Consider the following 16,108-nt stretch of genomic DNA (forward strand, 5'->3'; position numbering starts at 1 on the left):
GTTTGTTTGTGATCTTCTTAGCTTTTGATTTTTTGGTCTTACTTCTGGTTTCAACATCGTCATATTCGGCAGCCTGAGCAGCACGTTTTTTTAATACCTCATAGGCCGATTCACGGTCTATTGCTTTGTCATATTTACCGAGAATGGGGCTGGTTTTTATCACCTCTTTTTGTTCGGCAGCGGTGGCTGGGCCGAGACGTGAAGAGGGCGGCCGTATTAGTGTGCGCTCGACAATGCTAGGCACGCCTTTTTTTTGCAGGGTGGAGACCAGCGCCTCACCAACGCCTAGTTCGGTAATGACTGTTTTCGCTGAAAATGCAGGATTTTGACGGAATGTTTCAGCAATAGCACGTACAGCCTTTTGATCACGGGGGGTAAAGGCACGTAGTGCATGTTGCACGCGGTTACCTAATTGAGCGAGCACAGTGTCTGGTATATCTAAGGGGTTCTGAGTAACAAAATAAACTCCGACGCCTTTCGAGCGTATGAGACGTACGACTTGCTCTATTTTTTGAATAAGTGCTTTGGGTGCGTCATTAAACAGCAGGTGAGCTTCATCAAAGAAAAATACCAAACGTGGTTTTTCGGGGTCGCCAATTTCTGGCAGCTCTTCAAATAGTTCAGATAACAACCAGAGTAAGAAAGTAGAAAAGAGTTTTGGGCTATGGATCAGTTTTACTGCTGAGAGAATGTTGATGAACCCTTTGCCGTCACTGGTGGTGCGCATCATGTCACTAAGTTCTAGTGCCGGCTCACCAAAGAAAATATCTGCGTCTTGCTGTTCAAGCACCAATAAACGTCTTTGTATTGCACCGATAGAGGATTTACTGACGTTGCCGTATTCAGTCGAAATGGTGGCAGAATTTTCGGCGAGGTAGATCATCATTTGGCGTAAGTCTTTAAGGTCTAATAGCAATAGACCTTCATCATCAGCAATTTTAAAGCCGATGTTAAGTACACCTTCTTGTGTTTCATTGAGATCGAGCAAACGCGATAATAACAAGGGGCCCATTTCAGAAATAGTGGTGCGAATTGGATGCCCTAGTTCGCCATATAAATCCCAGAATATAGTAGGAAATGCCTTGTACTCATAATTTTCTAACTGAATAGTGTTTGCGCGTTTTTCAAGAAAGTCTTTGTTAACGCCTGCTTGGCTGATGCCCGATAAATCGCCTTTGACATCAGCCATAAACACGGGCACGCCAATCTCAGAAAATGCTTCAGCAAGAATCTGTAAGGTGACTGTTTTACCAGTACCTGTGGCGCCGGCGATAAGGCCATGGCGGTTGGCAAGAGCAGGCGCCAAATGCACAGGTGCTTCGCCACGACCAATAAATAACGGGTGAATTGTTTGCATGAGTTAGATTCTTATAAAAATTACTGATCGTGTTATTATTGGCCAGCATAATATGCCTTGCCATTAGCTATAATAATAGCATGGTGGAATATTGCATGGCACGATAGATATTTTCAGTTTTTGTTCATTTTTGAAATGTCAGAATGCCGTGCTTATTTGGTCAATAGTAGAGCAAGGTTTTTGATGGCCTATTGGTAGGTCAAATTCCAGTGAATTAACATTACAAGGGGAGTTATCGTGGCAATGAAAATTGAAGACATAGAAGGTATCGGACCTAAATACGGTAAGATTTTGCGTGATAATGGCATCAGTAGCTGCGCAAAATTACTCTCAGTAGGTGCAACAGCTCAGGGCCGTAAAAATCTTGAGGCAAAAACAGGCTTGAGTCATTCTCATGTACTGCGCTGGGTTAATTTGGCTGATTTGTGCCGTGTTAAAGGTGTGTCAACACAGTACTCAGAATTACTTGAGGCCGCAGGTGTCGATTCAGTTAAAGAATTACGTAATCGTAATGCAGAAAATCTGACGACGAAAATGCAAGAAGTCAACGCAGAAAAAAAACTTGTTCGCGCCGTACCTAGCGGTAAATTGGTTGCTGATTGGGTGGCTCAAGCCAAGACAATGGCGCCTGCAATAAGCTATTAATTTTTTATTGTACCGTCTCGTTTGTGGCTGGGCGAGACAGGTACGTTAAAATAAATTCTTTGTTTTTTTATTATACGTGCATTACATTTGTCGAGCTTGGCAGTGAGTTTAATGCAGCAACTAATGAAATAAGCCGGTTCGATCAGAGTCGGGTAAAAAGTAAGCGTTAGCCTACTGCTCAATACAACGAAAGATAAATTTCCCCCCGCATGAAAAACAGAAAATATTCTTTGTTGCGCTACATATTGATGTTGTTTGCGATTATGTGTGTGCTGCCTACGCAAGCAGCAGCTATTGAGTATTCTTTAGTCTATAGCGGTAATCTGGATGGTGAGCTAGAGCCGTGTGGTTGTAGCATAGAAGGTAATTCTGGCGGCATACTGCGGCGGGCGCAAAAGCTGGATGAATTACGTGCTGAAAACCCTGAGATTTTTGCTGTGTCTGCCGGTGGCCTTATTAATAATGGTTTGCTAGAAGAGCGGCTAAAGTCTAAATTTATCTTTGATGGTTATGCTGAGATTGGTTATGACGCAGTAGCTGTGCAATGGCCTGATATTCGTTATGGTATTGAATTAGCCAAGAGCGAAACAATACCGTGGGTAGTGAGTAATTGGCTAAGCGATGAGTTTGTTGTATCACGGGTCATCAAGCGTGGTGATAAAGCATTAACATTTTTTAATTGGTTAGTGCCTGAAAATTCTCCATACCGTGCCATGCAGGGTAACCATGAGGTTGTCGATAGGTCGAAAAGTGCCTTATTAGAAGCCCTAAAGCAAGCACGTAAATTCGGTGCGCTGACGGTTTTAGCATCGACTTATTCATTGTCAGAAGCACAACAGCAGTTGCCATTGCACTATGTTGATGTGCTTATGGTGAAATCGGCCTATGAAGAATACCCGAACCCTAAGCTGATTGACGGAACGCTAATATTGCAAGCAGGCTCGCGTGGCTTACGTCTGGGCAAAATCGATCTTCAGTTTGTGGCAGGTAAGGGTGTTATCAGTTGGCAACATGAAGTTATTTCACTACCCCCTATAGTAAAAAATGCAGCACGCTTAGAGGCGTGGTATCAAGCTTACAATGATGCGGTGGCCGAGGCATATCAAGCCAGTGTTGTTGCCAAGCGTAAAGCACAAAAATCTGGAATAGTCAGCCCCTTTGTCGGTGAAAAAACCTGTCAGGCCTGTCATACTGAAGCACATGCAATTTATAAGAAAACGCGCCACGCCAAAGCGTTTGCTACCCTTGAGAGAGTGAATAAGGCCTTTGATCCTGGGTGTATTGCTTGCCACAGTGTCGGTTTTGATGAAAAAGGTGGCTTTATTGATGTTGACAGCACCAAGCACTTAAAAAACGTGCAGTGCGAATCCTGTCACGGTGGGGGGCGGGCGCATGCGGAATCATTTGGTCAAGCCCCCTTGGGGCATCATAATTGGCAGCCAGAGCAGATGTGTGCGCAATGTCATACACAACCCCATAGCCCAAAGTTTGATTTTGACAACTACGTCACAAAGATACGTCATTAAACCTGTGTAGTTTTTACGATTGTTGTCGATACTTTTCTTAAGCATGACAAAAGGAGATGGAATGATGACGATTTTCGAGGTTTCAATGTGTATGGCTGTAGTAACGGTTTTGTACCTTATCGTGTCACCGTTAATACTGGCGCACCGTCGTTATCAGCGTGATCAGGAGCTGCTTGGTCGTCCTGTGATAGTGAGAATGACTCACTGTAGCTAAGGCTATTTCAGCTATCACTTGTGTCTTGCGTTGCTATAAAGCGTATCAACGCATTGCCTGCCTAAATCCGAGGGAGCCCCTGATTTATTCTGGGCGAAGTAGATTGTGCCTGAGCCCTATAATATAAAGGGCAAATTCAAGGCGAGAACCGTACCCCAAGGGTTCGTTTCAATACCCCCTTGAGGGGTACACTTCCTGGGGGCGCATCCAATAGTGAGCCTATTGGCAAGATTCGTAACGCAGAAGCTAGATATTTCAGGTATAAGAGTCGAGTTCATAAATAGATCAGAGGTTTCCTAGATTTTACCTCAGTCTTATTTTCAGCCAGAATAGCACTCATTATACTGCGTTGAAACTTGGGTTATAAATGTATCGTTATTTACTTACTTTTACTTTGTTGGTTTGCCTCACTGCGTGTTCTAACTGGACCGGTGATGGTAATGCTGTCAGCGACAAGGTTGATCGCATGGCTATTACGGTTTGGTTGCCCATGCAGTCGTTAAAGGCCAATGCGCTAATGCTTGAGCAAGTGAATGCCTTTAATGACAATCAAGGTAATATTCAAGTACAACTCACCTTAATTGATCCCGTCAACTATTCCGCTGTGCTAAAAAAAGCGCAACAAGACAAGCAGCTGCCAACAATGATTTGTCTAAATTTGAATCAACTGAGAGTCTTTGCCGAAGATGGTTTGCTGCAACCACTCGACAAAATGATGTCGCAACGCTTATGGCAAGATTTATTGCCTGATCTGCTTGAGAAAGGCCATATTGGTACGCATATCTATGGTGTTCCCGCAGTGGATAAACCGGATCAAGAATTATTTTGGGCTGTGTTTAATCAGGCTGAAGACCAGGCTGAAGATAAGGTTGCAACGATGGCCTTTATTCATTATTTACTGCACCCCAAGCAGCAACGCTCTGCAGTAGCAAGCGGCTATACTCAGCCAGTGACTTATTCTGCTATGCAGTAAATCGACGAATGTTATTTGTTTCAAATTATTGGAGCTTTTTGTAAGCTGCTTTATCTATAGTGGATAAATTGGTTGGATTTATCATTTTGAGTTAGAAATATAGTATTTTACGCCAATCGATAGCAAGGCTAAATAGGTGGCTTAGTCGAACCATATTATTTGTTTGGTGAATGTAATGGGTGGCCAATTTCACTATGCCATTACATACTAAGGTCGTTGTTGTGCTTAAGTATTCTTATGCAGAGCGGTTTTTATCAGCGAAATTATCGATGAGTGCTTTTTCAATCGATTCGGGTATTTCCCGATTGCCGGTATTACTCAGGGCATCATAAAGCTTGTGCACGCTAATACCGTAGTCTTCCGGGTGGAGTTGTTGCATATCGCGAGCACGCGAGCCTGCAACCATTTGTGCTGCCAGGCCGTTATCAGGTAACAATAATTCGACGATGGGTTGAAAGCGCCAAAATAGCCCGCTGTCTTTCTCTATCAAGGCAATATAGGCTTTCATGTCTTGGATTACATCATACTGGCGTCGATTACTGATCAGCATGTAAACGAAGATACCAATAGCAGAGCTTGGTACCATGATCACCCAACTCATCTTGGCAAGCGTTGTTTGATCAATGGCATTATTACTGACACCGATATTACCAAGCAGCAGTAAAACGCCATACACTGCCGCCGCGACAATAACGCCAGTGAGTTTAGGTTTATGTCGTGCCGGGGCCATACGCTTACTAAAATCGAGGCGAGCCAGATCGAATTCGCGATCGAATTGCTGCATTATCCAGCGTTTGATTCTACGTCTTGATTTTTTAGACCCTTTCATACTTATACTGAACCATTTGACCGGTTTTTCGCGTTTTCTGGCAAGGCATGGTTTTCGCCGTGGTCTGGTTGACCACAAGAAAGCCATAACGCAGCCCAGAGAGCGCGAAAAACCGGCCTTCGGTGGCCCGAGTCAACCCATCGGCTGCGTTGCGAAACTTGCCCGATCAACCAGATCGCGCGGCGTTGCGCGCCTTGCCGAGTGGGTTGATTCGAGCCATCAAATGATTCAGTATAAGTATGAAAGGGTCTAACCATAAGACGGCGAATTATCGCATGAAAGCGCCCTGAGTAGTTGACGATAGTGAACTACAAGGAAGTACTCTTGGGGTGTGATTTGATTGCGCCGGATCCCGGGCTTTTAGGGATTTTTATTGGTTTGTAACGGGTTCTAACAGTATTTTTTTGCAATGCTAGATACGGCCACTCTGCAGTTATTACGTCCACTTCGTTTTGCAGCATAGAGTGCAGCATCTGCTCGTGCAAAGACCAATTTAGGTTCGTCACCCTCTTCAAATTCAGCAATTCCGGCAGAAAGTGTCACGGGAACTGTTTGACCCTCATAATTATAGTTGCTGCACTCAATTTGCTTACGAATAGTTTCAGCAATCGCTAATGCTGCTTCGCCATTGGCACTAGGGAGTATGACAACAAATTCTTCGCCGCCGTAGCGTGCGACAAGATCTGACTCACGCGAGTTTTTACGCAAGGTATCAGCGATTAAGCAAAGAATGTTGTCGCCAGCAAGGTGGCCGAAGGTATCATTGATGTGTTTAAAGTGATCGGCATCCCATATCACTAAGCTAAGTGGTTGTTTATCACGTTTCCAGCGCGCAAATTCGATGGCCATTCGTTCGTCAAATGCAAGTCGGTTAAATATCTTAGTGAGCGGGTCGGTAGTCGCTTGGGTGCGTTGCTCTTTGACTTGTGCACGCAGTAGTTTGGTTTCGCCTTCCATTGATGTCAGCTTGTTAGTGAGATCACCGATGAATTGTTGAGCTTGTAAATGGCACTCTTGTTGTTGTTGTTGATGTTTGCTGACGTGCTCTCGTAAGCCGTCAAGTTGTCCAAACACGGATTCGCGTAGCTGTTTGATGTCGTCATGAGACGAAATAGATTGATGAATGTCGGTAACGCTAGCGACGATATTTTTCCCCATCACGTCACTATATGCTTTTCCCTTGGCGCGCACTTCAGACAGGCCAGAGACATTCGTGCTCATCAATTCAACACGGTTAGTCAGCTCTGAGAGGAAGTTTTCTAATTCATATTTTTGCTCTTCTACTTGGTAGCGAGCTCGCTCGATAAGATCAGCTAGCGCTTTGAGTAAAGGTGGCCATTCCTCTTCCGACAGCGTTTTTTCAAGCTGTACTCTAATATTATCGACTTTTTTATTTAGTGATTTCGGAAAACTGAGGAACTCCGTCAGCAATAAAATGGCATCGGCAGCCTTGTAGGTTTTATTGGTGTCAGGCTGAATCTGCTCCTCAAGTTGCGCGCCAGCGTTATTGAGTAGAGTAGTCAGCTCGATGGCTAGCTCTTTGAGAATTTCGGAGCCAGCTTCAACGGAGCGTACTTGGATAGATTTTAGTTCGGTGTGTGATATTTCAGGGAAATCAAGGTTACCGATAAACGTGTTAATTAGATTTTTTTCGCTGATTGGAGCTGTACTTTCTGTGTCCGTTGTGTCGTTTTTATTTGAACTTGGCTGACTCGATTGAGCAGATGGTTTGCTAACTAAGTCGGCAAATTGAGAAATAATCTCTAGTAACTCGTCCTGATTCGGCTCGTTTTGTAAGCGTGATTTAAGTTTGAGAGCATCTTGGCGAATACTATCGACACTCTGTAGCTGATCAGTCAGCTTCATGAGCACGTTGGTTGGCGTCATTTGGTTTTGATGAGGCTCATTTCTAAGCCCACGTAGCGTCTCTAGCATACTATCGCTGGCCTGCTGCAATACATCAAACTCAAGATGCTGCCCCGTGGTTTTACGTAAATCGGTAAGGCGCTTATCAAGCACTGGGTGAATGCCAGTGGCGGCAATGGTTAAGCGACGTATAGTGCGACGCAGTAACTCTTCGACTTTCTCCCACTCACGTTCCTTGCAGGTGAGTTCATTAACAATATGACTATATTTGGATTTCCAGTCGTCAGGACTGGTATTTTTTTTTGCTGAGGGATGTGACATAGCGTTACTAGAAACTTAATTTCCTTATTAAGGAGTGGTATGTACTAATAGTTGCGCCACCATTTTTGTACGTTTTTAATGTGATCTTACAGAATAGTTAACGTCTTGAAGCGTTAGAACTTGAGTGCTATCGTTGATCGATGTCGCGTGTGCGGCTTTGGAGGGGTGCGGGCATCCGTCAATTATTAACTGGACGGAGCGCTAGAGCTTATCGCCGCAGGTGTTTGTGTGCTAACAGGCTCCTAGGCTTAATTAACAATATTAGGCACACTGAAGGAAAATGGTGCAATATCGGCGTCAAATGCCTTGCCATCAGTGTCGATCATCTGGTAACTCCCTTGCATCGTGCCAAACTCCGTTTCAAGTGGGCAGATTGAGGTGTATTCAAAATGGTCGCCAGGCTCGAGCGAAGGCTGTTCACCGACAACGCCAGCACCACGTACTTCTTGAACTTGGCCGTTACCGTCGGTAATGATCCAGTGGCGACTGATAAGCTGCACGCCAACATCACCCTCGTTAGTAATGCGTATGGTGTAGGTGAAAAACCATTGGTAATGTTCGGGTTGTGAGCGCTCTGCGATGTACTGTGACTGCACACTAACAAGAATATTTTCTGTGCGTGTTTCTGAATGAGTCATGGTTGTTTCATAGCTTTTTTGAATTTCTTAAACCCCTTTAGGAAGCCATTATTATAACAGCATAGCAGTGTTAATTTGTTTAGCGTGATGTCATGTTTGTCGAAGGCGCCGTCAGCTATAATCGCTACCCATTACAATGAATACCGTATGACGGGGAATCGAATTGTTATCGAGTTTATCTTTGCTGGTGCCGGGTTTATTGGCTAAGCCTGTATTTTCTGCTGCAATGCAGGGTCAAGACCTGCCAGCACTGGATCGATTATTTGCGAAGGTGGTTGAATCTATACCAGCCGCGATGCAGTTTGACCAACAATTAATTCATCTCCTGGGAGGCCCCAGGAATGACCAGATCAAATTAGGTGTGACCGCATCACTAGCCTATTTACTGGGTAAAGACCATTTCGCTGTGACTAATGCAGCGCGCTATCTCATGGCATACCCTGTCCACCTGCAAGCTGATTCAGGTAGATTGTTAATGTATGGCCAGGATGGACTCGATATTGAAGCTGATGAAGTTGAACAATGGTTAGCCGAGTTATCAACCATTTTTGTCGCTCACAATATCGCTATACATAGCGTCTCAGCAGAAACTTGGCTACTGTGTTTAGCACACCCACCGCAGGCGACGTTTAGTGAGTTGAGTGACGTGCTGGGTCAAGATATTCACGACTATATGCCTGCTGGCGACAAGGGCATGTTCTGGCGTAGCTTGATTAATGAAGTGCAAATGCAGTTACATCAAAGTCCGCTTAACAGCAAACGTCAGGCAAGGGGTTTAAAAGCGATCAATAGTCTTTGGTTTGCTGGGGTAGGTGACGCAGTGACGCTAAACAAAACAAATTGGAGTAGCCTGTATAGTGATAATGCAATGGTGTGTGCACTGGCAGACCAGGCCGGTATCAAGTGGCGCTCAGTTGCTGCTGGCGACAGCGTGGTTGATTACAACAGTGATTGTCAGCTTATTGTCGACACGAGTTTAGTTGAATCCGCGGCAAGAGAAGACCTGGATCATTGGTATCAAGCGCTACAGACATTCCACGATACTATCGTGGCACCCATTGTCGACGCCTTTAATGATGGCGCTATTAAAACAATACAACTGTACCCAATTAACGGTCATTGTTACCGTATAGCGAGTAAACGTGGCTTGGCCAAGTTTATTGATGGCTTGCGAAAAAAACAAAGTTTCGCTGATTATATGGCAAAAAAATCATGAGCATTGCTGATGTAATGGCAAGCAGCAATGAATTTATCGGGCAAAAAAAAATCGTCCAGCGTAAAATAGATAACCAATTACAGCTACCTAAATCGTTGCATCCTATCTTGGCAAAAATATTTTCTGCGCGCGCTTTAAACTCTGCTGACGAGTTGCAATATTCATTAGATAAATTGCTGCCGTATCATAGTTTATTAAATATCAACAGTGCCGTTGAATTGCTAAGCCAGCACCTAGAAAAACGCTCACATATTCTGATTGTTGCCGATTTTGATGCCGATGGTGCGACCAGTTGTGCCGTGGCAATACGTGGTTTAAGCGCCATGGGCGCTGCACAAGTGTCTTATGTCGTGCCTAATCGCTTTGAATACGGTTATGGTCTGACGCCTGAAATTGTCGCTGTTGCAGCGCGCCAGCAGCCAGATCTTATTATTACCGTTGATAACGGCATTTCCAGCGTTGACGGTGTTCATGTGGCGCGCAAACTCGGTATAGACGTATTAATTACTGATCATCACTTGCCAGGTAAAGAATTGCCTAATGCCAATGCGATAGTGAACCCAAACCAGGCTGGTGATCCTTTTGCTAGTAAATATCTAGCAGGTGTCGGTGTTATGTTTTATGTGCTCATGGCCTTGCGCGCAAAACTTAAAGAACAGGAATGGTTTGCAACACAAAAAATTGATGTGCCAAACCTTGCACAATGGTTAGATTTGGTCGCGCTTGGCACCGTGGCTGACGTAGTGCCGCTTGATTACAATAATCGCATTTTGGTTGAACAAGGTTTGCGCCGTATTCGTCAAGGACATTGCAGCGCAGGTATCAGCGCCATGCTACAAATTGCTGGACGCAACCCGTCACGCTTATCGACCAGTGATCTCGGTTTCGCTGTTGGCCCACGTTTGAACGCAGCAGGTCGTCTGCAAGATATGAAGCTGGGTATTGAATGTTTATTGTCTGATGATTTATCACAGGCCTTGCGTGTTGCACAACAATTAGATGACCTTAACAAACAGCGACGCGATATTGAATCACAAATGCGTGATGAAGCTATCGCCGGTTTAGACAACTTCGATATCGATGTGAGTACATTGTATGGTGTATGTGTTTACCAACAAGACTGGCATCAAGGCGTGGTAGGCTTGGTTGCGGCACGTGTGCGTGAACATCTGCATCGTCCGGTGATTGCCTTTGCCAATAGCTCTGATGATGAGCTCAAAGGATCAGCACGTTCGATTCCTGGTCTGCATATCCGTGATGCTTTGGATACCGTTGCAGCGCGTTATCCTAAATTAATTAACAAATTTGGTGGCCATGCCATGGCAGCAGGTTTGAGCCTCTGGCGTGATGATTACCAAGAATTCTCATTGCGTTTTAACGAAGTTGTTAGCGAACTGCTACGCGATGAAGACCTGCAAGACTGTATCCATAGCGATGGTGAACTAGATGAGTCGGACCTTAATCTTGATTTTGCCGAGGTCTTGCGCCACGCTGGGCCATGGGGACAGCATTTTCCTGAGCCTTTATTTGATGGCAGGTTTGAGCTCGTACAAAAACGCATTGTGGGCAATAATCACCTTAAAATGACACTGCGCAGCCTTGGTGCGGATACAACTATTGAAGCAATTGCTTTTAATACAACGGATGAAGATTGGCCAGAGGGCGTTAAGCGTGTTCGTGCTGCCTATAAGCTGGATGTTAACGAGTATCGTGGTCAATGCACAGCGCAATTACTGATTAATCATATTAGCCCTGAGATCCCATAGACTAACCGTTTACTGTAGAATGCGCGCTTTTATTAAGGCTTGGTAATGATTGAAATCAACCTCATCACACGTCGTATCAAAGACATGCAAGACCGTAGTCACTCCCTCAGGGGGTATCTTTGACTATGAGCAAAAGCAAGAGAGATTGGTCGAAGTCAGCCGCGAATTAGAACAGCCCGAAATTTGGAACGATGCCGGGCGAGCACAGGCCTTGGGTCGAGAACGCTCGCAGCTAGAGCAAGTCGTCAACACTCTGGGCGATCTTGGCTCGGTGCTCGATGACAGCCTGGAATTACTGGAACTGGCTGCCGAAGAAGAGGATCAAGACTCCGTTGACTCCGTTGAAACTGATCTTGACGAATTAGAAGAGCGCCTGGCCAAACTTGAATTTCGCCGCATGTTCTCCGGTGAAATGGACCCCAACAACGCCTTTTTAGACATACAAGCTGGCTCCGGCGGCACCGAAGCACAAGATTGGGCCGAGATGTTATTACGTATGTATCTGCGCTGGGGCGAGCGCCGCGAATTCAAAACCGAACTGATAGAAGTGTCAGCAGGTGATGTCGCCGGCATCAAACAAGCGACAGTTCAATTTACCGGCGACCATGCCTTTGGCTGGTTACGTACTGAAACCGGCGTCCATCGTTTAGTGCGTAAATCACCGTTTGATTCGGGTAATCGTCGCCATACCTCGTTTGCTGCGGTGTTCGTTTCACCCGAAGTTGATGATGATATCGACATTGATATTAACCCGGCTGATTTGCGTATCGACACCTATCGTGCCAGTGGCGCCGGTGGCCAGCATATCAATAAAACTGAGTCAGCAATTCGTATTACCCATTTGCCGACGAACACCGTGGTACAGTGCCAAAACGACCGCTCGCAGCATAAAAATAAAGCCACAGCGATGAAAATGCTCAAAGCAAAGTTGTATGAATTGGAAATACAAAAACGCAATGCCGATCAAAAAGTAGTAGAAGATAGTAAGTCAGATATTGGCTGGGGTAGCCAGATTCGCTCTTATGTTTTAGATCAATCACGCATCAAAGATTTACGTACCGGCGTTGAAACGGGCAATACCCAAGCCGTGCTCGATGGTGATCTCGATAATTTTATCGAAGCCAGTCTCAAAAGTGGATTATAAAATGTCTGATCTTGACGAAAATGAACAAATTGCACAACGCAGAGAAAAGCTCAATCAAATGCGCCAAGCAGGCCAGGCCTATCCTAACGATTTTAAGCGTGATGCCTTGGCAGGCGATTTGTTTGATGCCTATAGCGAGTTAGATAAAGAAGCGCTTGAAGAGAAGGGTATCGAAGTATCCATTGCCGGTCGCATGATGACGCGACGTGTCATGGGTAAAGCCAGCTTTGCCCATTTGCAAGATATGACCGGGCAAATACAATGTTTTGTGCAAAAACAAGCACTGGCAGAAGGTGTCTACGACGCCTTTAAAAAATGGGATATCGGCGACATTCTCGCAGGCAAAGGCACTGTATTTAAAACCAAAACCGGCGAACTGTCAGTTAAGCTCAGCGAGTTACGTTTGATTACCAAGGCATTACGTCCTTTGCCGGAGAAATTTCACGGCCTGGCGGATCAAGAAACACGCTATCGCCAGCGCTATGTTGACCTGATTATGAATGAGTCTTCGCGCGAAGTATTTCGCGTGCGTAGCGCAACCGTGCAATATATTCGACAGTTTCTCATCGACAAACGCTTTACCGAAGTTGAAACACCGATGATGCAAGTGATTCCTGGTGGTGCAACCGCACGTCCATTTAAGACGCACCATAACGCCTTAGACATGGAGTTGTTCTTGCGCATTGCGCCAGAGTTATACCTTAAGCGCCTGGTTGTCGGTGGTATGGAAAAGGTCTTCGAGATTAATCGCAACTTCCGTAACGAAGGTTTGTCGACACGACATAACCCTGAATTTACCATGATCGAATTTTATCAGGCCTATGCCGATTACCACGATCTCATGGATTTGACTGAAGAGATGTTACGTGGCCTGACAGAAACCGTATTGGGTTCCTCTACGGTAGAATATCAAGGTGACACCTACGAATTTAGCAAACCTTTTACTCGTATGACCATAAAAGAGTCTATTTTAAAACTTAATGATGATATTAGTGCTGATGAACTTGAAAACATCGAAAGCGCACGTGCGATCTGTCAACGTTTAAAAATAAAGTTTAAAGATACTTATGGTCTAGGTAAGCTACAAATCGAAATTTTTGAAAAAACCGTTGAAGCCAAATTAAAACAACCCACCTTCATCACCGAATACCCCGTCGAAGTGTCACCGCTAGCACGTCGCAGTGAAATCAATGATTTCGTTACCGACCGCTTCGAATTTTTTGTCGGTGGCCGAGAGCTGGCTAATGGTTTTTCCGAATTAAACGACCCGGAAGACCAGGCACAACGCTTCCAACAACAAGTCAATGAAAAAGACGCCGGTGATGATGAGGCAATGCATTATGACGCTGACTATATTAGAGCCCTAGAATACGGTATGCCACCGACCGCAGGCGAAGGCATCGGCATAGATCGTTTAGTCATGCTATTAACCGATTCACCCTCTATCCGTGACGTCCTGCTTTTCCCCCATATGCGCCCTGAGTAGTTCACGGTTGAACGAATGAGGAAAAAGTATTCTTTTTATGACGCGTCCTGATAATGTGCTGTCTACACTTACTCCACTCTCCTTGGCCGTTAGGAAGGAAGCCCTTTAGGGTTGCGGGCTTGCGATAAAAACGTTGCCCAAATAGTCCTCGCTTAACCACGTATTTTGCTGAAAGTCTCGACTGTCGAGAAGGTCATGCAAGGGCAATTTGGTAGTTTTAATTGAGCTATAAATTCAAATCGAATATGGAAAGTAAATGCTGTTAAGTATAAAAATCAGGCTATGTTGAAGCTTCAAAGAACGGATATATTAATTGGTTTTTTTCTTGCATTTTTAGGCACTGCTTTATTTTCCCTGAAGTCAATTTTTATTAAATTAGCGTATGCTGAAGGTTTAAATACAAATAGTGTTCTAATGCTAAGAATGGCTATTTCACTACCAATTTACTTGGTTATTGTGTTTTTTCTTAGCAAGTCGAAAGATGTGCCTTTTACTAACATAAAAAGCAATTTTATATTTATAGTGTTCCTCGGCTTTATTGGTTACTTTTTAGCTTCATGGCTAGACCTTAAAGGGTTGGAAAGTATTACGGCTAGTTTAGAGCGGTTGACCTTATTTACCTACCCAATTTTTGTTGCGGTATTGGGTGCAATATTTTTTAAAACACCGCTAAATAAAAAAATAATAGTTAGTCTGTTGCTTACGTATTTTGGTTTATGGGTGATATTTAGCCAAGAATTAGGTGGTGAGCAATTGCTGTCATCAAAAACAACTGAGGGTGTGATGTTTGTTCTTTTATCAGCCTTGAGTTATTCCTTTTATGTCTTGTTTAGTAAAAATGTCATTCATGCAATAGGTAGTCTTTGGTTTACTGCGCTGGCAATGAGTGTGTCGAGTGTTTTTGTGCTTGTATTCTATGGTATATTTTTTGAGTTCAATTCATTGGAAATCAGTAATTCTGCTTGGGTGTGGGTTACGCTGCTTGCCGTTATTAGTACAGTGATACCCAGCTTTATGATTAGCGAAGCTATTTTAAAGATTGGTGCAGCTCAAACGGGTATAGTTGGTACTTTAGGTCCTGTTATCACAATCGGTCTTGCAGTGTTAATTTTAAATGAGCCATTTGGTTTTTATCATGCTATAGGTGTATTTTTTGTAATAACAGGGGTTGTGTTGTTAACCTTTAAATCCAAACATAGTATCTAACAAGTTACTCAAGCATCGTTCCGGCCAAAAAACGGCCTCCACTGGACGCGCTAACGCGCGCCGCTTAGCAAGGCGTTAGATTTAGGGCGGAGCCATGGGTAATTTTTCTAATAATCTCGGACAGAGGGTATTAAACCGAGGGCAAGGCAAAGGGCATTGCGTGATTTGTGGTGTTTATGGAGAATTGTCCCGAGACCATATTCCACCAAAGAAGTGTAATAACCTTAATGATGTTGAATTAAAGGCCCTGCTGCCATCAGGGAACTCAGCACGAGTTGCAACTACCTCTCAAGGCGGAGAATTTAAGGGGTCAGAGCCCTTTAAGGCTATAGAAAAAGGTGAATTCATTATCAAAGCGCACCATGACAAACGCGGTTAAAGACTTCGAAAGGTGTCTGGTAATTTAAGCACTTACGAGGTCGATGATTTGCGACGCTATGTGTCATTCAAAAAATCTAATTTCGCATGTGGAGAAACTAATATGGCTACATATGTGCCAGCGATTATTTGGATAATCAGTGCAATTGTTTGCTACTACATAGCAAAAGTAAGAAAGGTAAAGCCAAATTTAGTGCGAAATTTTATTGTTGTTTTTTTAGGCCCTTTAGTCATACAGTTTTGTCTGACTTCGAGAAAATTTTGTTTGCTCATCTTGCTCAGCGTATCATGTAATATCCAGGCAATGGATCAAATAAGTGACCCCTTTAATCAGGTGCTATCTTCTGCAATAAATGGAGACAAAAAACAACTTCAGCAAATAATACATGAGGGCGGGAGTATTGACGTTGTCGATAGTCGTGGGCGTTCGGCCGTTTTAGTTGTGACGATTGAAAACAATATTGAAGCACTGCGGTTGCTCATTGAATTGGGAGCTGATGTTGATTATTACGATAAATCAAAATCTCAAGGAGTCATCAACCA

General features: G+C 44.2%; 16 protein-coding genes. 12 read left to right on the top strand and 4 right to left on the bottom strand.

Annotation, left to right across the window (positions count from 1 at the left end; translation table 11 throughout):
* On the bottom strand, nt 1-1,357 hold a 1,357-nt coding region (locus tag JKY90_03020; GenBank protein MBL4851239.1), incomplete at its 3' end, for a DUF853 family protein.
* Between the two features lie 243 nt (nt 1,358-1,600).
* On the opposite strand from JKY90_03020, the gene JKY90_03025 reads away from it, so the two are divergent.
* From JKY90_03025 to JKY90_03040, 4 genes are all read left to right on the top strand, one after another.
* Nucleotides 1,601-2,002, top strand: a complete 402-nt coding sequence (locus tag JKY90_03025) for a DUF4332 domain-containing protein (GenBank protein MBL4851240.1) — start codon at nt 1,601-1,603, stop codon at nt 2,000-2,002.
* A 209-nt stretch (nt 2,003-2,211) separates the two neighbouring features.
* Nucleotides 2,212-3,528, top strand: coding sequence for a hypothetical protein (locus JKY90_03030; GenBank protein ID MBL4851241.1), 1,317 nt, complete (start codon nt 2,212-2,214; stop codon nt 3,526-3,528).
* 61 nt (nt 3,529-3,589) lie between these two features.
* Entirely contained in the window at nt 3,590-3,742 is a 153-nt protein-coding gene (locus tag JKY90_03035) for a hypothetical protein (GenBank protein MBL4851242.1), read from the top strand.
* Nucleotides 3,743-4,109: 367 nt separating this feature from the next.
* Nucleotides 4,110-4,715 (top strand): extracellular solute-binding protein, encoded by a 606-nt coding sequence (locus JKY90_03040; protein MBL4851243.1) that lies wholly within the window; start codon nt 4,110-4,112, stop codon nt 4,713-4,715.
* Nucleotides 4,716-4,950: 235 nt separating this feature from the next.
* On the opposite strand, the gene JKY90_03045 is transcribed toward JKY90_03040, so the two are convergent.
* Entirely contained in the window at nt 4,951-5,499 is a 549-nt protein-coding gene (locus tag JKY90_03045; protein MBL4851244.1) for a hypothetical protein, read from the bottom strand.
* A 61-nt stretch (nt 5,500-5,560) separates the two neighbouring features.
* Between JKY90_03045 and JKY90_03050 the strand changes: the two genes are divergently transcribed.
* On the top strand, nt 5,561-5,797 hold the full coding sequence (locus JKY90_03050; GenBank protein ID MBL4851245.1) for a hypothetical protein: 237 nt from the start codon (nt 5,561-5,563) through the stop codon (nt 5,795-5,797).
* Between the two features lie 137 nt (nt 5,798-5,934).
* Here JKY90_03050 and JKY90_03055 read toward each other — a convergent pair whose 3' ends face one another.
* Nucleotides 5,935-7,731, bottom strand: coding sequence for a GGDEF domain-containing protein (locus JKY90_03055; GenBank protein ID MBL4851246.1), 1,797 nt, complete (start codon nt 7,729-7,731; stop codon nt 5,935-5,937).
* A gap of 248 nt (nt 7,732-7,979) precedes the next feature.
* The gene (gene apaG, locus JKY90_03060) at nt 7,980-8,369 is read right to left on the bottom strand and encodes a Co2+/Mg2+ efflux protein ApaG (GenBank protein MBL4851247.1); all 390 of its coding nucleotides are present in this window, start codon (nt 8,367-8,369) and stop codon (nt 7,980-7,982) included.
* Between the two features lie 163 nt (nt 8,370-8,532).
* Here apaG and JKY90_03065 point away from each other — a divergent pair, with 163 nt between their 5' ends.
* The 7 genes from JKY90_03065 to JKY90_03095 form a co-directional block, all read left to right on the top strand.
* The gene (locus tag JKY90_03065) at nt 8,533-9,585 is read left to right on the top strand and encodes a hypothetical protein (GenBank protein MBL4851248.1); all 1,053 of its coding nucleotides are present in this window, start codon (nt 8,533-8,535) and stop codon (nt 9,583-9,585) included.
* Between the two features lie 14 nt (nt 9,586-9,599).
* Nucleotides 9,600-11,351, top strand: coding sequence for a single-stranded-DNA-specific exonuclease RecJ (recJ, locus tag JKY90_03070; GenBank protein ID MBL4851249.1), 1,752 nt, complete (start codon nt 9,600-9,602; stop codon nt 11,349-11,351).
* Nucleotides 11,352-11,396: 45 nt separating this feature from the next.
* A protein-coding gene (gene prfB / locus JKY90_03075) for a peptide chain release factor 2 (GenBank protein MBL4851250.1) occupies nt 11,397-12,495 on the top strand; the annotation gives its coding sequence in 2 pieces (ribosomal slippage) (nt 11,397-11,471 and nt 11,473-12,495; 1,098 coding nt in all).
* 1 nt (nt 12,496) lies between these two features.
* Entirely contained in the window at nt 12,497-13,981 is a 1,485-nt protein-coding gene (gene lysS, locus JKY90_03080; protein ID MBL4851251.1) for a lysine--tRNA ligase, read from the top strand.
* Between the two features lie 282 nt (nt 13,982-14,263).
* The gene (locus tag JKY90_03085; protein MBL4851252.1) at nt 14,264-15,187 is read left to right on the top strand and encodes a DMT family transporter; all 924 of its coding nucleotides are present in this window, start codon (nt 14,264-14,266) and stop codon (nt 15,185-15,187) included.
* A 94-nt stretch (nt 15,188-15,281) separates the two neighbouring features.
* On the top strand, nt 15,282-15,566 hold the full coding sequence (locus JKY90_03090) for a hypothetical protein (protein MBL4851253.1): 285 nt from the start codon (nt 15,282-15,284) through the stop codon (nt 15,564-15,566).
* Nucleotides 15,567-15,668: 102 nt separating this feature from the next.
* Nucleotides 15,669-16,108, top strand: a 440-nt coding sequence (locus JKY90_03095; GenBank protein ID MBL4851254.1) for a hypothetical protein, incomplete at its 3' end; no start/stop codon positions are given.

Source organism: Gammaproteobacteria bacterium, assembly GCA_016765075.1.
In the GTDB taxonomy this organism is placed as follows: domain Bacteria; phylum Pseudomonadota; class Gammaproteobacteria.